Annotated in this window: 12 protein-coding genes; 6 read left to right on the plus strand and 6 right to left on the minus strand. The window is 41.8% G+C overall.

Going from position 1 to position 16,680, the window contains the following annotated elements:
- Window positions 1-425: 425 nt before the first annotated feature.
- A complete protein-coding gene (locus TR08_RS17895; RefSeq protein WP_045520486.1) occupies window positions 426-836 on the minus strand; it encodes a DUF3021 domain-containing protein in 411 nt (136 codons plus the stop codon).
- Window positions 833-1,291 (minus strand): LytTR family DNA-binding domain-containing protein, encoded by a 459-nt coding sequence (locus TR08_RS17900; protein ID WP_045520487.1) that lies wholly within the window; start codon window positions 1,289-1,291, stop codon window positions 833-835. Before TR08_RS17900 ends, TR08_RS17895 begins: the two co-directional genes overlap by 4 nt.
- Before the next feature lie 586 nt (window positions 1,292-1,877).
- On the opposite strand from TR08_RS17900, the gene TR08_RS17905 reads away from it, so the two are divergent.
- Window positions 1,878-2,357 carry a hypothetical protein gene (locus TR08_RS17905; RefSeq protein ID WP_045520488.1) on the plus strand — a complete coding sequence of 160 codons (480 nt, stop codon included), beginning with the start codon at window positions 1,878-1,880 and terminating at the stop codon, window positions 2,355-2,357.
- A 197-nt stretch (window positions 2,358-2,554) separates the two neighbouring features.
- Here the strand turns inward: TR08_RS17905 and TR08_RS17910 are convergent, their stop codons facing one another.
- Together TR08_RS17910 and TR08_RS17915 are read right to left on the minus strand one after the other, a co-directional pair.
- Entirely contained in the window at window positions 2,555-6,940 is a 4,386-nt protein-coding gene (locus tag TR08_RS17910) for a hypothetical protein (RefSeq protein WP_045520489.1), read from the minus strand.
- 45 nt (window positions 6,941-6,985) lie between these two features.
- Window positions 6,986-10,042: a hypothetical protein gene (locus TR08_RS17915; protein WP_045520496.1), complete on the minus strand. Its 3,057-nt coding sequence runs from the start codon at window positions 10,040-10,042 to the stop codon at window positions 6,986-6,988.
- Between the two features lie 193 nt (window positions 10,043-10,235).
- Here TR08_RS17915 and TR08_RS33645 point away from each other — a divergent pair, with 193 nt between their 5' ends.
- Genes TR08_RS33645 through TR08_RS32650 form a run of 3 tightly spaced genes read left to right on the plus strand, consistent with a single transcriptional unit; the run spans window position 10,236 to window position 11,050 of the window.
- A complete protein-coding gene (locus tag TR08_RS33645; RefSeq protein ID WP_274521023.1) occupies window positions 10,236-10,358 on the plus strand; it encodes a hypothetical protein in 123 nt (40 codons plus the stop codon).
- Between the two features lie 27 nt (window positions 10,359-10,385).
- Window positions 10,386-10,892 (plus strand): hypothetical protein, encoded by a 507-nt coding sequence (locus TR08_RS17920; protein ID WP_045520498.1) that lies wholly within the window; start codon window positions 10,386-10,388, stop codon window positions 10,890-10,892.
- Window positions 10,874-11,050 (plus strand): hypothetical protein, encoded by a 177-nt coding sequence (locus TR08_RS32650; protein WP_193747780.1) that lies wholly within the window; start codon window positions 10,874-10,876, stop codon window positions 11,048-11,050. The genes TR08_RS17920 and TR08_RS32650 overlap by 19 nt, the downstream gene beginning before the upstream one ends.
- A 107-nt stretch (window positions 11,051-11,157) precedes the next feature.
- Here the strand turns inward: TR08_RS32650 and TR08_RS17925 are convergent, their stop codons facing one another.
- Window positions 11,158-12,684: a phospholipase D-like domain-containing protein gene (locus TR08_RS17925; RefSeq protein ID WP_193747781.1), complete on the minus strand. Its 1,527-nt coding sequence runs from the start codon at window positions 12,682-12,684 to the stop codon at window positions 11,158-11,160.
- Between the two features lie 341 nt (window positions 12,685-13,025).
- On the opposite strand from TR08_RS17925, the gene TR08_RS17930 reads away from it, so the two are divergent.
- Window positions 13,026-13,250 carry a hypothetical protein gene (locus TR08_RS17930; protein ID WP_045520502.1) on the plus strand — a complete coding sequence of 75 codons (225 nt, stop codon included), beginning with the start codon at window positions 13,026-13,028 and terminating at the stop codon, window positions 13,248-13,250.
- 393 nt (window positions 13,251-13,643) lie between these two features.
- On the opposite strand, the gene TR08_RS17940 is transcribed toward TR08_RS17930, so the two are convergent.
- A complete protein-coding gene (locus TR08_RS17940) occupies window positions 13,644-14,750 on the minus strand; it encodes a hypothetical protein (protein ID WP_045520505.1) in 1,107 nt (368 codons plus the stop codon).
- A 1,216-nt stretch (window positions 14,751-15,966) separates the two neighbouring features.
- Between TR08_RS17940 and TR08_RS17950 the strand changes: the two genes are divergently transcribed.
- Window positions 15,967-16,509, plus strand: coding sequence for a HEAT repeat domain-containing protein (locus tag TR08_RS17950; protein ID WP_045520509.1), 543 nt, complete (start codon window positions 15,967-15,969; stop codon window positions 16,507-16,509).
- Window positions 16,510-16,680: the final 171 nt, after the last annotated feature.

Consider the following 16,680-nt stretch of genomic DNA (forward strand, 5'->3'; position numbering starts at 1 on the left):
TCATTCTATTTATAGAGGTTATGAAATCCTGCGAATAAGTGAGCATTCAAGAGATATTCGTATCAAACTGAGGGAGTTGAAGAATGACTTAAAAAAGCATCGGCTTTATAACTGATGCTTTTTCAACTTTATGATATGGAATTTGCAATTTCCACTAATATCTTGGGTGTAACTTTACCAGATATTCAACAGCCATATTCTATTGGAATCCATTTCTTCTTTTCCACTAACCTTGTAACTAGCAAGGCACAAACATAGTAAGCAATAATTTCTATAAAATTCCTTCTAAAGCTACCGCTTAACTGAGCATAGATGAGTCGTTTCATTCTTTTTATGACCAATTAAACTTTGTATAAACTTCTCATTCTTTATCTCATCCGCCATAAAGCGTATAAGCGATCCCAGTACCTCATAAACATCAATTCTCATAGTTTCTTTAAATCATCATTTAATTTCCGTGCTTGATTTTTGAAGTAAAGATAAAATGCAACCCAAAAGATCGTATAGACGACAATGGAAATTAAGAGTGTTAACAAAATGTTGGTAATATTAAATGGGATCCAGCCAATCGTGAGTGCCAAGATGAGGTATAGGATTATGATGGTTAAAAAATGGAGAATCGTCTGCTGCGATAGTTTCAAATTCCTGTTTTCAAAGTATAAGGGACTGACTGTAAAAAACCAGCCACAAAGAGCGGAACCGATGGAGTTTTTCAAAAATAATGGTCCATCTATCATTTCGAAGCCACCGAAAAGGATATATAAATTGGTGAATAAAACCGCAATAAAGCATCCGAAGAAAATACCAATAAAACTGCGGATTATAAATGTTTTCATTCTACTTTCCTCCTGTTCAATTTTAGAGCTTCTTTAATCGCAGGGACATAGGTGCGAGACACATATTCTTTCTTTCCTGATTTGAAGTAAACGCAGAGTGTACCATTAAATGATGCTTCAAATCGGCTTAATTGATTTAAATTGGCGATAACCGATTTAGACAGGCGGATAAATTTTTTATAAGGGAGCAGGGCCTCGAGCTCATATAACTTCTCTTTTAAAATAAAAGAATCTATTTCCGTTACGGCGATAATATGATCGTTTTCAGTATGAAAATAGTGGATGTCATCCGGTTTAAGAATATGTTGCATTTCTCCCTTTTTTCCAATCAGGAATTGTTGCTCTCTACCATAGATGAAGTCAATTAATTCCTGTATATGTTCATCCAACTCAGGTCCTTCGATGGTAACTCTTGTTTCTTTAAGTGATTTGTCAATATTAAGGAAAAGTTTCAAATTTCAGACACCTCTTTTCACCTAAAAGTATAATCGTTTCTGCTCTCGATGTCTGTCAATATCTGTTCTTATAATTCCCTCCTCTCATTGACTTTCTAATCAAATTGTATGATGAAATTCCTTTCAAGTCTGCATTATTCCAGTAAGTGGAATAAAAGTGAAGGGTAACTTGTGGAAAATAGTTGGTGACTTACATAAAAGGAATCCCTTAACGAAAACAACAATTTGTTTAGTTATAAAGAAAGGCATAAACCTTCAACTGTGAGAGAGGAATGGTTACAGTATTTTTGATGAGAACTATTCATTACTTTGTGAAGTATTGTACTTAAAGTAACGGGTGCATTACTTTAACATCAGGCTGCCATTATGGTGGCTTTTTCTTTTGTACTGTATGCAGGATAGTTTAATAAGGCGTTGAATATTTAATTAGTGCAATTTATTATGATGGGATAATAAGGGGGAATTGGTGAATGGCTATAGTTCGATTTATAAAGGAAGAGGACAAACACAGATATTATAGATTGGCGAGAAGGAAACCCCCAAGGTTTTCAAACTCTTTTTTGTAGTAAAGTATGCCGCGGTTGAGATGGATCCCCTTACAGATGCATTGACCTATGCACCTAATCTAGCTCGATTCCTTCCGTTAGTGCAACTTCATATAAATGAAGATCCTGAACGGATGAGACGTATTCAATGTGCATTGACAAAGTTGACGAATCCAGGTACTGACGATACGTACTTTCAAAGGGGCTCACTTAGTCAAATCTCCGGCGGTCTGAAAGGTTTGACTGATGAACAGATTCTTACTATCGCTAGAAATATTATGCACTCCCTTCGAAGAGATATTGCAAATAATAACCCTAATGGGTTTCTAGTACCGAACGACGTAGTGATACAAAATCTTCTTCGCTGGGAAGAGAATGTCCGGCATACTAAGAACAAATTAGTAGAAAGAATAGCGGTGGAAGGAGCAGCTGCAGGCCAAGTGCATAAGTCTGTAGCACGGTACATTTCACGGAATGAGGACAATGCAAATAGTATTTTGAGTTGTTTCAAGGGTACTTGATAGAAAAATCGAAGCAGTACGTACATGTTATTTTATGGTTATGGGGTCAGTCTCCCGCTAAAAATACTGGGGTGGGGGACTGTCTTCATTTTGGCGAATGAACGACTGTCACCACCTAATAAATTTATTAGGTGGTGACAGAAACCTATTATGATATTCATTTTTTCTTAGGTTGAATCATATACGAAAAGCAATTTTTACAGGTGAATGATATCCATATAGACGATACGTTGATAAGTTTCCGTTGGTTGTGCACCGTAAAATACATCCATTTCTTTAACAACCAGTCGGAATGGATATCCTCGATTTTCCTCTGGAATAGCTACTTGGCCTTCCCATATGACCACACCATTTGCATCAGGGGGGCCTGGGTGGAGCACGATTTCATCAAAGTTCGGCACGTCCTCCCACCCGATGGTCTCATCTACCATCTCCGCCAGTTGTCGTTGCAGTTGGATATTCATCAAACTCGTAGCAGATTCTACCGTGTTGATTGGTACGTTTTGGTTCTTTTTCGAATAAGTTACACCGCTTACGGAGACATTGTAGGCGCCGGGATGATTTGGATCCCGTGTTACGGTTAAAGAACGATCCGGTGACGTTTGAACGATGTCGGCAAGCACTACGGGTGAGATGCGTAAATCTTCAGGAACTGGATTTGTTAAGATCAACGATTTTGGCTGGAATCGGACAAGGGCTAGGCGGATAAATGGGTAGTAGGCATTGCCGGTATCAAGTTCTAGGTCACAATACCTCATCTTGCGTTCACGATCCCAATCGACGTCGAAGCAAACGACCTTTACAGCTTGATTTGGGAGTTCAAACAAAGGAGCATCATAAACCCCTTTATAATTCTTAAAATCTGCTATGGTCGGCAGTGGAAGTCCGGGTGATTCACGGATTGGGTCTTGCCCCCAAAAAGTCAAATAACTGTAAATTTCTTCCATTAGATTGGGTACTTTATTTTCAACTAACACAACCCCCAGCATCTCACCGTCTCCGGAAGACCACCAAGTGCGGTCAAGATAAATCCGAACCCCTCCTTTTCGCACACTTGTCACTTTGCCAACATTATCATTCATTTGCTGCCAAGAAAAAGTAGGCAAGACGTATTTAACTAAAGGCTTAGAAGGCCTAGCGGTGCTAAGGATGTCTATTTCAATCTCTTTAGTGTCGCGGACAAGGCTCTCGTTTGGCATGCTTGGTGAGAAGTACTCACGGAATCGTGTTGTCGCCCTGACTTTGTAACGGACACGCCTGTACTTCGTATCGCCAAATCCATGTTTCCCTACTTTGCTTGCCAAATTGATTTGTTCCTGTATTTCCGGAGTTGCTGGTTCTTCTTTTAGCAAGGTCTCATAGATCGTTTTCGCTTCATAACTGTTGAAGACCAAGCGTGATTCATTAGGTTCCAAACGTAAGGCATTCGGGTTCCTTTTCACAATTACTTCTTTACCGTGGTCCAGCCAAATTGGTAATTCCATCACATGATCACGGAAGGGGACGGGTTCTAAGTCTGGTTCCGGTTTTGTTAGGTCATCCACTCTTTCTGACCATTCGGCAAGAATATCCACCTTGGAAGTGCTGGGGATATGAACATAGAAATTTCCATAAAGATAGGCTTCGGTGCTATTCTTCTCACGTGGTCTTATTTGCAGTAAAGGCTGTGAAGGAAAATCGAGCGGCTGCTGAACAGCGTGAACAAGACTAATCTCCCGAAAAGGGGTGAACAACCAGTTGCGGCCGGCATAGATTTCTTTTTCCAGTTTCACCAGTTCCTCATTGGTCCAATTGGCTTTGTCTTCTTTCACCCACTGCAAAAGCCCCATATCTGGAAGATTTCCTCCAAATGTAGAGCTGACGCGAATATTGGTTGTGATACTTGCCTTAGGCAGATAGATTGTCAGAACGCGGGTTCTTTCATCCCACAGAGGTACATTAGAGCCTTCAACGATACGAATGCGGAATGATTTTGCTTCATACCAAGTTTTTCCTTTTACCTCTACGAAAAAGAAATCTTCGGGATTACCACCGGGAAGCCCTTGAAACATTACCCCCGAAATCCATGGTTCCGGCAAGTAAGGAAGGATCAGTTGCTCCTCGGTATGAACAGCATAGCCATCGGTCGAAGAAGAATCAGAATTGGTGCGAATAAAGCGAACGGACGGTGATGATACATCATTGAACGATCCGGACTCACGTGCAGCCAAGTAATAGACATTCTGGATGACATGGCGAATCTGAGCCGGAGCCATGCCGCTATACTTAGCATCAATGGCTTCATCGAGCAGTCCATGCTCCTCTATCAGTTGAAGTGAGGCTTTCGGCGGTGCAACATGCCTCTCGTTAAAAGGCAGATAGATAGGGCGGGCTGCCGCATATTCTTCTGCGGTTTGGTTATAGTTGCTTCGAATCACGAGCCTCTCTAATGATTCACCTTCCGCATAGGCGGTTGTATCCGGATTATACAGGTTGCCACTTGGACTATATAGCTGTCTCGGAACAAGCTCCGGAGGATTGACGGGATCAAAACGGAGGTACTTAAGGGTACCGATCGCTGTCTGATTAAGCCCTAATGCTGCTTCAATCTTTTGTGATTCGTCCATCGCTGGTCCATTTCCTGCTAAATCAACGGTTCGGACACGGAATGTATATTCATTTCCAAACCTGAGACGAGGCAAGGTACCAGGCACGACGGAAAAGTTTGTCTCTAGTCCAAGCTTTGTCATCGCTGTGTTATTCACTTTCTGCGGCATGGTATCAGGTTGGCTAGGATTAGGCGCGCTAGCCGTACTGCTAATGCTTTTGCCGGGGCGGGGTGCTGATAAACTCCAGCCTTGCCAAGTGAAAAGGGACTCGTGAATATAAAGTTCGCTAACGGGACCCGTATTAGGAGTACTAGTGACGCTAGGCTGAATAAAACCCTCATCCATAAACTCCAAGTAATTTGCTACATTCAACAGGTAATATTGACCAAAACGCCGGTGCAAAGAATTTCGATTATGATATTGATCAATCACATCTAGTCGATACCCGCGTAAAAGATCTTCTGCATAGAGGGGATCTTCCAGTTTAGGCGGACCGGCATTTAGCATCCCATTCAATTTGTTCGAGCGGTTAAAAATATCGTTTAAATTGTTGGCATTCTTATTCCGTACAACCGAGATACCGCCGTTACGCAGAGGAGAGACACCCGCCTTTTCTTCTGTATCAATGGGTTTGTCGTTTATCCCTTTAGCCTTTTGAGCCGCAACGGTTGCGGCAAGGTTCAAGGTCTTGAGTGCAGCACCATCCACATCGACTTGAACCAATTCAATCTCCTCTTTTTTTGGAATCCAGATTCCCCCGTCAAGTTCATTTGTTTGAGAGTGGGCCGTAAATAGGGTGAGACCATTTTTCTCCTGATAATTATATGCCGTCCATGGACAATAATCTTCCGACGAGGATGTTGGACGGTTTTGAAAAGAAGACTGACCTCCATTCCCGGAAGATTGCCCGTTTTGAAAAGAAGACTGACCGTTATTTTGCTGAGTATTGAACTGAGAGAACCATTTGGGCACGATACGCATTTTAAATGTGCCGGTATTGTTATTTGTTTTTGGTATCGCATCAGCCGGAATATAAAAGTCTATCACCAGGCCTAAGCGGCGCAAAATCTCAGGATAATCACCTAAGGCTGAGAGCATTTGATGAAAGTCGATTTCTTTCTCAAAGTGAGCTTTGGCTTCAGGGCCCTCAGGCATGGCAGCAGGCTGAGCATCGGCTGGTCGATAGTGATAGAGCATCGTACGGTAATACGCATCTTGAACATCCTGATTACGAGGGTCGCCGGGAAGTCGTACGATTGGACCTTCCGGAGCCGGCGGACCCGCCGGAGGCTGTGGGCCGTTTGGACCCGGCGGAGTTGGCGGACCAACTGGGCCTGCAGGTGGTTCCGGAAGAAAAGGAAACTTAGGTATAATGGCATCTCCAGTCTTCCCTGAGATACGGCGTCTGCGGGCTGTGACTCTGGCTTCTTCAAGAGAATTATTCAACAGGGTGCTTAAGTCCTTTTCCGTTTTGATCCCACGAGCACGAAAGCGGTTGTGCAGTTCAACAAGTTCATTGATAAATCGATCTATACTCACACCGACTCCATTTGAACCTCTAGGAGGAATCATAGGTGGCAGGTCATAGCGTGATTCTTTCATAAGCTTTTGATAAAAACTCTTCGTATACTCCAATACTTTTTTCACCGGATAACTCACGATCGGCCGATTGGAATAGTCATCAAATTCATGCGGGTGAACAGGAATATCCGGCCGGAAAAGGGACTGCCATAGCGGTTGACTAGGAGGAGAGCTCACTCTGTGTGCCGGGATCACTTTCGTCTGTATTCCGTCATGCACCTCAACTGAAAATGTCGACCGTTCTGGCTGCATATGGTATGCCCAATTAAGAAAATTTGGAAAAGATGCCAATGTTGTTTCTTGTTCCGAATATAAACGCGGATTTACATAAGCTGACAGTCGCAAATAGCGGTTGTTACCATCCATTGTCATTCCATTTGGGAGAGCAATCCAAAGAAGCCTTTGATTGACCATACAAAACTCCTTTATCGTTAGTTTTATCGTAAAAAAATGAACTGTTTAGGCAAATGCCATGCAATATTTTTCCCATTCAACGGGATAGCCGCCTGGGTGGTCAGGTCCCATGATTTGGGCAAAAGTAGGATCTCCTGCTGCTCCGGCGAATCTGCGCTCCACCGTGAGGCTCACGCTTTTACTAAAAAAGGCGATCTTAACGCCAACCGTTAAAGAGGCCTGCCCCCAGACTTCCACTTTGCCATTTCCTTTCTCTCGGATAGTGAGACCCATGTAGAATTCAACAGTCACTGAAACCAAACCTAGTACACTCACATTGCCGCCACACCGCAGGTAACCTGTTAGCTTTACTTCGTTCCCGGTCATCCCGAAATAAATCCCGGCCATCACATACACACCGCCACTGGCGACTCCAAGATTAATGCTGATGTTTCCGCCAAATTCGATCGATGCCTCAATCGTTTCAATTCCCTTCGCATTGAGTGCAAGAGCAAAGAAACCTCCACCAGCAAAACCGCTTACCGAGACATTGAATGGCTTCTGACGTTCAGAGACGGCAAACCTTACACCGGCAGGCTGATCGACAAAGGGGAGAGATAGCGATGCCGAAAGATTGATATTCTGTAAGCTGAAAATACCGACACCGAAAGACGGAATCCCAAGCGTGAAGCCTGCCGTCACGCCGGTTGCTGTTACATTGACGAATGGCGGGTCGGAAAAGCCATTAGGCGGGATAATGTTTTTAAGGGTTTCAACAAACTGCAGCGGCCCCTTGAATACGAGATCAAGCCTTTCCGCGTTGACATCCATTTTCTTCCCGTTCTCAGCCGTAAACCGTAACGATGATAATCTAAGCACCAATGCATTGGCAAATTCTAAAGCAAACTCTCGTAGGGTACCAAGTATGATGTAGGTGGGAGGGCTGCCGTTGGGTGCCGTAACCATTTGTACATTGATGCTTAGCTGAGCATCGTTCGGAAAATTTGTTTCCCCTTTTAGTGTGAGAAAACTAAAGAATCCTTGTTTTAAGTCTTTAATTTTCGGCTTCCATAAATAGCGTGTTTCGATTGCATTATTTGGCAGGCGGCGATTCGTTAGCATAGGGGCTTCCAGTTTGAAATTAGGATCATTCAGTTTCTGGATTAGTTGGTCGGGTGTTAAATTTTTTTCCAATTCCTTGATTTTTAATGGATCAAAGTTTGCTACCACATCTAGAATATCCTTTAGTTCAATACCCCCTAGGAATTTGGCACCAGCAAACATATTTCTGGGGTCGAACGTGCCTATTTTTATATCTTCTAGTTTAGCAACAGGGCCGAGCGCCCGCGATAACCCTTCAATAGATGTATTGGGTGTAATGAGACCGCCGGCCTTCTCTGTAGGTAAGGATAAATCCAGGTTTTGAGCAAGCTTCACAAAAACTTCACCTTTATTAGCTGCTCGATCAAAACCATTAACTAAATAAGCACGTTCATAGTTGATAGATTTTGTTTCAAATTTCCGGCCGGTAAACTGTTCAGCGGCAGGAATGTTGACTCCTGCTGACTCAATTTGTGGAAGAAACCTAGGGTTATAGTAAGCCAATTGATTTAACACATCTTCTTTTACACCTTCAACAAGCTGTGCATTAAAAGTTACTGTGTCTGTTTCAAGTGTGGTCTTACCCTTACTGTCATTCTCGGTTTTAGCATAGGCGATTGACTGGTGGTTTAATTGCGCACGTCGTAAATCCGAAGTTGTGTTATTATAGTCAATTACTTCGTTTTTCCAAGATATTCTCTTGTTCTTATTGATTGGAATACACTTAAGAGGTCTTTCAAAGGAAACTATGTTCCCATCCCAATCTTCTGCGACCATTTTGAAGCGAAAGAACTCCTCTCTATCTTGCACCTTGACTTTAGGCCAGAAAGATTCGCTTAGGCTTGCATTTTCAATGTGTGGAGTTGTAGTAGTGGTGATTTTTATCCATTTAAAAGGCATTTCACGTCGGTCGTGGAGGTACGCTGGTGCTAGAATTTCGTAATTTTTCTCAGGCTCTCGGACTTCAATGAATGAATATTTTCGTAGGACCGCATGCGCCCCTTTCACGTTTTGCCCGTTTGGAATAACATAAGGTTCAAATCGCCGTTCAGTAATGGTTATAATCGATACTGCATGCCCCGTATCACATAGAAAGGCCTTAGTAACGGTTTTAACAAATTGGTCTCTACCTTGGGTTATAATGTGGTGCCATCCTTCTAAGTCAAATAATGGATAACCAAGAGTTATATCAAAAACCGTAGGGTAATTCCATATACCCTCAAAGTTTGCCCATGCTCCTGCAGAAGAGAGCATCAGACGTCTTATATTTATGGGACTCGGAATGTATTTAAGTGGAATATGAAGACTCTTCAATTTATCCTTCCAAGCATCTTCACTCATGCCTCCGGGAAATTTTGGCAATGTAAAATCTGTTGTCAAGCGTACAATTTGCCTAAGATGATCCTCGGTTAGGGAAGGATTTTTATCTTCGAATGGGATAGAGCGATTAGACTTAGTAATGATGTGTGTAGTGCCGCCTTCACGGTAAGAGTTTTCGTTTTCTTTTTTCTTATCTCCGAGTTGTGTATGCCATAGCACAAATCGCCCATCATGTCCCTCAGGTCGAATGATATTATACCAGACACCAGATTCGACAGGAGAAAGATAGAGCCCTGTCGGGATTTCCAGTGCAGTCTTCCCTTCAAAAATCTTCGGGTCAGGTAGGGAATCTGGCAATGGGGAATCTGGTAGTTTTGGCACAACAGGTTTGTAATCCTTCCAGTTAAGCAGAGTTTCAAGCGTGAGCGGCCAGCTTTCTTGATAGTTTGGAAGCTCGAACACTAGGCGGCTTGGTCCGGAAAGCATGGCTTTGATTGGACTTACAAAAGGTTCACTTTCTTTAAAGACTTCTTCTACAATATGCTGTGGGGGAAAGTGAACAATTAATAGTACTGGTTTAAATGCATTACTCCGGACAAGGCGGAGCGGAAATCCTTTAGTGTGTACGTTTACTAGTTCAAAGACTAGGTCCAGGAAGTCTTCTTTACGTGAAGCTCGGATAAATAGATTATTATCAGACACAAATTTCTCTCCCTTCTTAATGAAAAAAAGGATTAGCATGTCATTCTAGCAGCTAGCTTAAATAAAAAAACAATATTCTTAAACAATAGTATCAAAATATGCATCGAGGAATTTTGAAAGACCAAAAATATCCAATTCACTCAAATAGTCGGATTGAATAAATTAGAGGGAACGAATGAATGGGGGTATGACCATGGATTGCTGTCTAAACAGACGTACCTTTATTACATTAACTGATGGTACCGACTTTTGGTACTATCCGGTTTTTATTGAAAGAACGATAGTTGCTGGATACCGTTGGGAGGGGCTCCGTTGAAAACAAAATAAAAAATGGACACATATATTGGATTATCTTTTAGAAAAGAAGAAAGAAATGAAACGAGACCTTTCGATAAACCATACGCAAACGCAAGAATTTTATAGGCGGTATTATCCTCCAAACCAACCGCTGTCAAATCTTTCACAATACTCGGCAATGCCATCCAATCCATACCACCACTTTGGTTTCCAGCTTAAAGCACCCTATATTGATTCCTATAATACAAATAATCGACCAGCAGGAGCTGTTGTTTCAGGTATAATAACTGCAATTGATTCTGTTGGATCAGCCGTAGAAAAGGTCCAAAACACCCTTAAGGAATTTAATAAACCACGATCAGTGGTGCTTGAAATTGATAACAACACCGACCTTACGTTTACAAAGAGTTCCGAGCAGCACGTATACGGTGATTGGGCTGCTAAGCCTCAAGACAAAATCCCACCTAAAACGGCGATGGTATTTGGTTCCCAGAGCGCGCTGGATCAAGCTCTACAAGAGGAACAGCAGGGTGGATGTGGTATACAGCACTAGGCGTGGCTATCCGTATTTACTGGGATAACCCATTTTGGGGAACTAAAAAATGTGATGTGGAAATTTACGGAGAAGATGCTGATAAGTACTGGATTAGTAAAGAGTGTAGTAGCGGTGATATTGGTGCACATCTACGATATGAAATATACCCTCGCTAAAACAGAGAGCAAAAGGAGGGTGCCCTTGACTCACTAGTATTGGGTCCCCCTTTTGTGTTTCATTAACGTATTTCAATTATGGATGGAAATTAAAATATGAATGCTTCCTAACATTTGGTTTCAACATTCATAATATAATCTCGTATGATCGCTTCCGGATCAGGGAGTAATCCTTCTAGGACCACATCAGGTATTACATCCGTGGATGGTAAGGGAACAATATCTGGAACATGAAAGAAGTTTAATTCGAGAAATTTAAGGAGGACTCGACGAAGTGATACTTTATCAATAGATGGTGAATGGATATGATGAACAACGACGTGAAAGCGTCGGTTCGGAGCCGCAGGATTCGAAGTTGCCTGATTAGGCCATTGGTCGAGCCCGCGTATAGGATCTTCGATTGTGCTGGTATTAGTCAAGCCCAGGTGTCCCTTCCAAAGTTTCAGCCTTAGCTCTTTTGCAAAACTACATACCAGAACGCTAACACCATTCATCGTTCCTGGCACGGTAGTCCAATCCACAATACCTAAGTGCATCTCGGAATCTGTGGTGTGGCTTCGTAAATTGATGTTCGCCGAACCGACTGCGGCATAACAGTCGTCCACAATCATCAGCTTGGCATGCACGTAGATGTCCTTCTCAAGGCCAGTCTGCTGTAAATGATAGACGAAAACATTGCCAGGATTATTCTGACGAATCCGGCTAACAGCTTCAGCCCTCATTTTCTCGTGGACAACGGAGATGGCTGGTATATCGTACTTGTGCGTAAGCACCAGGATAATCTTCACGCCCCGATCGGCGGCTTGACGCAATTTGTCGGTCAGCGTGCATGGCCAGAAGTACTGGTCTTCGATGTAAATAAAATGTTGGGCACGATCAATAGCTCGTTCGTATGCCAGGCGCACCGTTTGTTCCCCTCCAGGCAAAAAGGAATAGACACTCTTACAAGCCAGGGTTCGTAAAACCTGTACATGTTGATTACCTATTGAAACACTAGCCGGCGGCGGCTCCGCAATGCTCTCTGGCTTCGAACCGCCAGGCACACCTGGTATCAAATGTGGTGCTGTATCATCGTTCCAGCGCTGTCGGAAATTGCTCCAAACCTGCGCCACGGCTGGGCCTCTTAATGCAACCTGTACGTCATGCCAAGCATCCATAAACTCTTTTTGGCGCTGCGGCGGACTGAAGTGCTCAGGGGTATCCCATCGATCGACGCAAATATCAATCCCCCCCACATAGGCCCAATCGAAACTGGCTGAACTAAGAATGATGGTTTTCTGGTGATGGGCGGCAATCTTTAAACGTGGAAGGCGATCATCGAGAATGGCAGCCGCCCTTGGGCTATTCATGGCATTGATTTTCTGAACGAACTCCATGTTTTCCACAGGATGTTTGTAGGCCACTCCGATTATCTGACCAGGTAATGTCCATTTTAGCACGGCTGAGCCGAAGTGGTACCACAACATGGCCCGAACGTTTACTCCCTTGTTGATGAGTGCTATAACTTGCTGCATGAATGTAGGGGGGCCGGCCATAGTCGGTTCAAGACGCTGATCTGGCGACACTCGCCAGCCTGTCAGGTGGAAATAGTCACCGTTTTCCATAGCGGCAATGCGTTCTGCTAGATGTGACATATACGCCTCCCCATCAATGAGCGGAGTGACCTCGTTTCCTGAAGTAAAGTGAGGAGTCCTCGGCACCATGTCCACCGGAAGAAACCAATAGTTTGGGTCAGTGTTAACCACATGCAACTCTCCTCTCCTATAATTCATAGATAGCTTCGAATCAACTAGAAGGTCCTTAATGTTTAGGTCAGGTGTAAAGAGCAGAATAGGCTGAATTGGCCGCAAAAACGCCGAAGTTCAACCTTCAATAACTGTTTTCTTTATTAATATTCACTATGAATGTCCAACTTTCTTGGATTCTCATTTTTCCCATTTGGGCGTTGAAATAGCAAGTTAGTTTAAGAAATATTATGATAAGGAGATTTAAGATTGCAGAGAATTTTATTGGAATCGTACAAAATAGCAAGTTTAAGATTGTGTATCCGCAATCTGCTGCTGATTCGTTTGCCATGTTGATTGAGGATAGCGTCAATGTAGGAAGTCCTATAAAAGAGCTATCTCTAGCAAAATATGAAGGAAAAGCTATTTTGTTAGCGGTGATAAACGGGAGGAATGGATTTAACGAAGCAAAATAATAGAACAGACGGGACCGATTCTCACCATTTTGATAAAACAGATGTTTAATGTTTTCGATGAAAGCAGAAAAGCGTAAGTGAGCCGCCGTAAATGGGGGATATTCAAATTGAAACAATAACATGCTAGCGGAGATATGGACTAGATGATATAAAAATCATCAATATTTAATATAAAATTAATTGTAAAAGTCGTAAAGACTAAGCCCTTCATAGCAAATATAAAGGAAACAAAGTTTTTTGGGTCTGCACTTTTGAGATTATGGATGAGGATAAAAAGAGCTGGCAAACCAGCCCTTTTTAGTAGGTGGTTCTTCAAATAAATGTGAATGGAAAAGCAGCTATTAACCAAGAACATAAATAAATAGTTTAAAAGATTCAGAATTATGAGCCCTCTTAAGGGCCTGCTAAATAAAGGTCGATGGTGCGATCGACAATGGAGCGAAGCGCGTTTATCGAATCGTCATCACTAAAGCTATTCTGAAAGACTACTATAAAATCTGCCTTGTGAAACTCGCCTATCTTGCGTTGCACGATTGCACCTTCAGATGCGACCCAATCCCTTGACTTCAATTGTCCAAACCCAATTTTCGAGTGCGTCACACTGAATCTTCTTTCGGGAAAGAGTGGTTTGTGTCGCTTAAAATCCAACCAAGATCCGTTATCTCCCTCAGCCGCTGAGACCATAAGCAACATCTCCATTAATCTACTATAAGTATTATTATTTTCAGATATGCTTTTATAATCCACAAGAGTATGTTGAAATATATGAGCATAAAGATTGGCCATATCAAAACATGTTGATGCTTGGGCCGCATCAACATCATTCACACTAGGTATACGGATGGGGGTCATGGAACCGGTAAAGGTTCCTCCAACCCAGATTCCAGTCCTTCCCTCTGGGAAAAAGAAACCTCCGGCGGTCAAAGTTCCGTTAATCCAACTGTAACTAAGTGCCTGGATACATGCCGCAGCTGCCTCATTACGACCTTTAATAATCATGTCTTGGAGGTGCTTTTGGAACTGTGGGCGGAATATGACCTCATGACTAGGGGTCATTGTGAAGATCTGCTCATAAATTGGTGTCTTCTTTGCATCTCTTTCGTTCACAGGGGTTAATGCTATTTGCGCCTCCCTTAGTATCGAAAGAAACTTGTTTTTTATGATTTCGTCAAAGTTCGATTTTAGCCGTGCATACAAATCGTTCGGTGTAGTTATACCTGAGTCAGTAACAACTTGATTGGCGCTTTTACGCAACTCATATGCTGCATATAAAACGCCCATTTTGACGAGACTTGCTGTGTAGAAGCTTTTGCCGTACTCTATTCCTGCATGCTTAAAGTCCATAGGTGTGGTTTCGTTGATTGTCACGAATGAGATTGCTGTTCGTTTAATGCTCGGTAATACATCGGCCGCTTCATTAACAGCCCGATCCAAGCACGACTGCAAAAATGGATCAGCTCCAAGTAGTGTCGGATAGGGAGCTGGAAATGGGTTTGTCATTAGTTGATCTCCTTTCACTCGGAATGAATCAATTTTCCCGAAAGATAGTACTAGTTATTTAGTTCTAAACTAACTTCACATAGAACTTCCCTGAAAGATGATTAAATGCTATCTCTCAGGCTTCCGAATACTTTATTTCTCTTCACTTACTAGAAAGACAATCTCCCGGCATTGCCGTAATTCCCTCTATCTCCGTAAAAACTATCTATAAAGGATATTAGTTGAAGAAATAACCCATTACTTCCTCCTAGTTGGGGGGAAAATACTGTGAAACACATTGTAATTCTTAGTTTCCCCGATATTATACGGTTGTCAGCTTTTTTAGTAAATTGTCCCTATACAATTGGGCAAATATCTACATTACATGGCAAGGCTAAAGCTAGGATAGTACTCTCTCGGTATTTGGAATATTCATTTTACTGGACAGGAAAGATTCAGGGTTGGAAGCATGAAATGAAGAGAGAGTTCGTAAAAGGGGCGTCCTCTATAAGGAAAAATAGGAAATGCTAGAAAACAGCCTGTATGGTAAATTTCTTAGTCCACAGTGGATAATTATAGGTCAACAATTACATAAACCATCATAAATCTTGCTTTACATATTAGATAATCACCCATCTATATACGGACAATCACCTTTTAATTATACATCCATATATAATAATAGGAAAAAATCTTTAAGTTGAAGAGTTTAGAGAACAACGATATTAAAGAGGGCGTCCTAATAGTATAGATTTTAGGAATGAATAAGATATAAATAGACATGATAAAGTATTCAAAGAAAAATATTAGGAAATTTGTCTTTTCATAATTGAGCCATACTGAAACACTAGGTTGATAGTTTTAGTAAAATTTTTGGTAAATGAGGTGGGAGGCAACCATGTTATATACTACAAAAAGAAATGATACCTTATATCAAATTGCAAGTAGATTTGGCAGTTCTGTACAGTGAATAATCAATCAAAATGTTATTTGTGAACCCAATAGAATCAGGCTGGGCCTCCCATTAATCATCCCTGAAAATGGAGAAATGTTACCGTTAACAGGCGGATGGCCTTATTATGTTGTTCAACCAGGGGATTCGTTAGCATGCTTGGCAGCTTATTTTCATACAACTGTAAAAAAACTAATGGATTCTAACCACTTGTCTTCTTCATAACAAGTTGGGAGGGAACTACTAGTAGGCACCCAGAATTATCATCCAGAAAAATTTTATGAAATGATGAAAAAAGCGGGAGAAACAGAGGACTCATGCAGTGCAAATACGTTTCAAGAGCTTTTTTACTGGGCTTCCTACGAATGGGAAGCAATCGGAGATGCTGCCATTCCTTATCTTGCAAAACTACTAAAACATTCCTGTGATGGTTTGAGAAAAGGGGTGATTGAAAGTTTAGGCAGAATTGCGAGTACACAAGCACTAAAAATGTTGCAACAATATATTCGGAAAGGGAACGATCCAGTAAATTTGGAATTTGCCAATTTAGCCTTGAAACGAGTTGATATAGTGCAACGTACGAAAAATAAACGATATCATGTTACAACGAATGACTGGTTTATTTTGCAGGGGCCTAAATCAGGAGCTTTATTAACACACATTCCAAAAGGGACGGTCGTTATTGGATTACGTTGGAACTTTCCTAGCCCTGATCATGAAGAAGGTCCAAAAGGCGGGATAGCAATATTTGATTTTATTAAAATCGTTGATACAGGGCAAACTGGATTTTTCTCACGTGTAGGTAATAATGCGATTTGGATAATTTAATTTTTCACTTTATCATATTGAAGCATTTCTTATCATTCCTTATTTTAGGCAAAGAAGATGAGTGCTAATCAATCACCTCTTCATATTTCTTACCGTATGGACCATTATTACCTTGGGGAATTCCGCGATGTTTATCTATACGTTTACGGAAATAACTTTTCCAAAAATAAG

Source organism: Neobacillus niacini, assembly GCF_000759675.1.
Taxonomy (GTDB): Bacteria; Bacillota; Bacilli; order Bacillales; family Cytobacillaceae; genus Neobacillus; species Neobacillus niacini_A.

Bases quoted from the DNA above. Each gene is read 5' to 3' on its own strand.
- TR08_RS17895 (WP_045520486.1), bottom strand. From the start codon at position 836: ATGAAAACATTTATAATCCGCAGTTTTATTGGTATTTTCTTCGGATGC.
- TR08_RS17905 (WP_045520488.1), top strand. From the start codon at position 1,878: ATGGATCCCCTTACAGATGCATTGACCTATGCACCTAATCTAGCTCGA.
- TR08_RS17910 (WP_045520489.1), bottom strand. From the start codon at position 6,940: ATGGTCAATCAAAGGCTTCTTTGGATTGCTCTCCCAAATGGAATGACA.
- TR08_RS33645 (WP_274521023.1), top strand. From the start codon at position 10,236: ATGGATTGCTGTCTAAACAGACGTACCTTTATTACATTAACTGATGGT.
- TR08_RS32650 (WP_193747780.1), top strand. From the start codon at position 10,874: ATGTGGTATACAGCACTAGGCGTGGCTATCCGTATTTACTGGGATAAC.
- TR08_RS17925 (WP_193747781.1), bottom strand. From the start codon at position 12,684: ATGTCACATCTAGCAGAACGCATTGCCGCTATGGAAAACGGTGACTAT.
- TR08_RS17930 (WP_045520502.1), top strand. From the start codon at position 13,026: ATGATAAGGAGATTTAAGATTGCAGAGAATTTTATTGGAATCGTACAA.
- TR08_RS17940 (WP_045520505.1), bottom strand. From the start codon at position 14,750: ATGACAAACCCATTTCCAGCTCCCTATCCGACACTACTTGGAGCTGAT.
- TR08_RS17950 (WP_045520509.1), top strand. From the start codon at position 15,967: ATGATGAAAAAAGCGGGAGAAACAGAGGACTCATGCAGTGCAAATACG.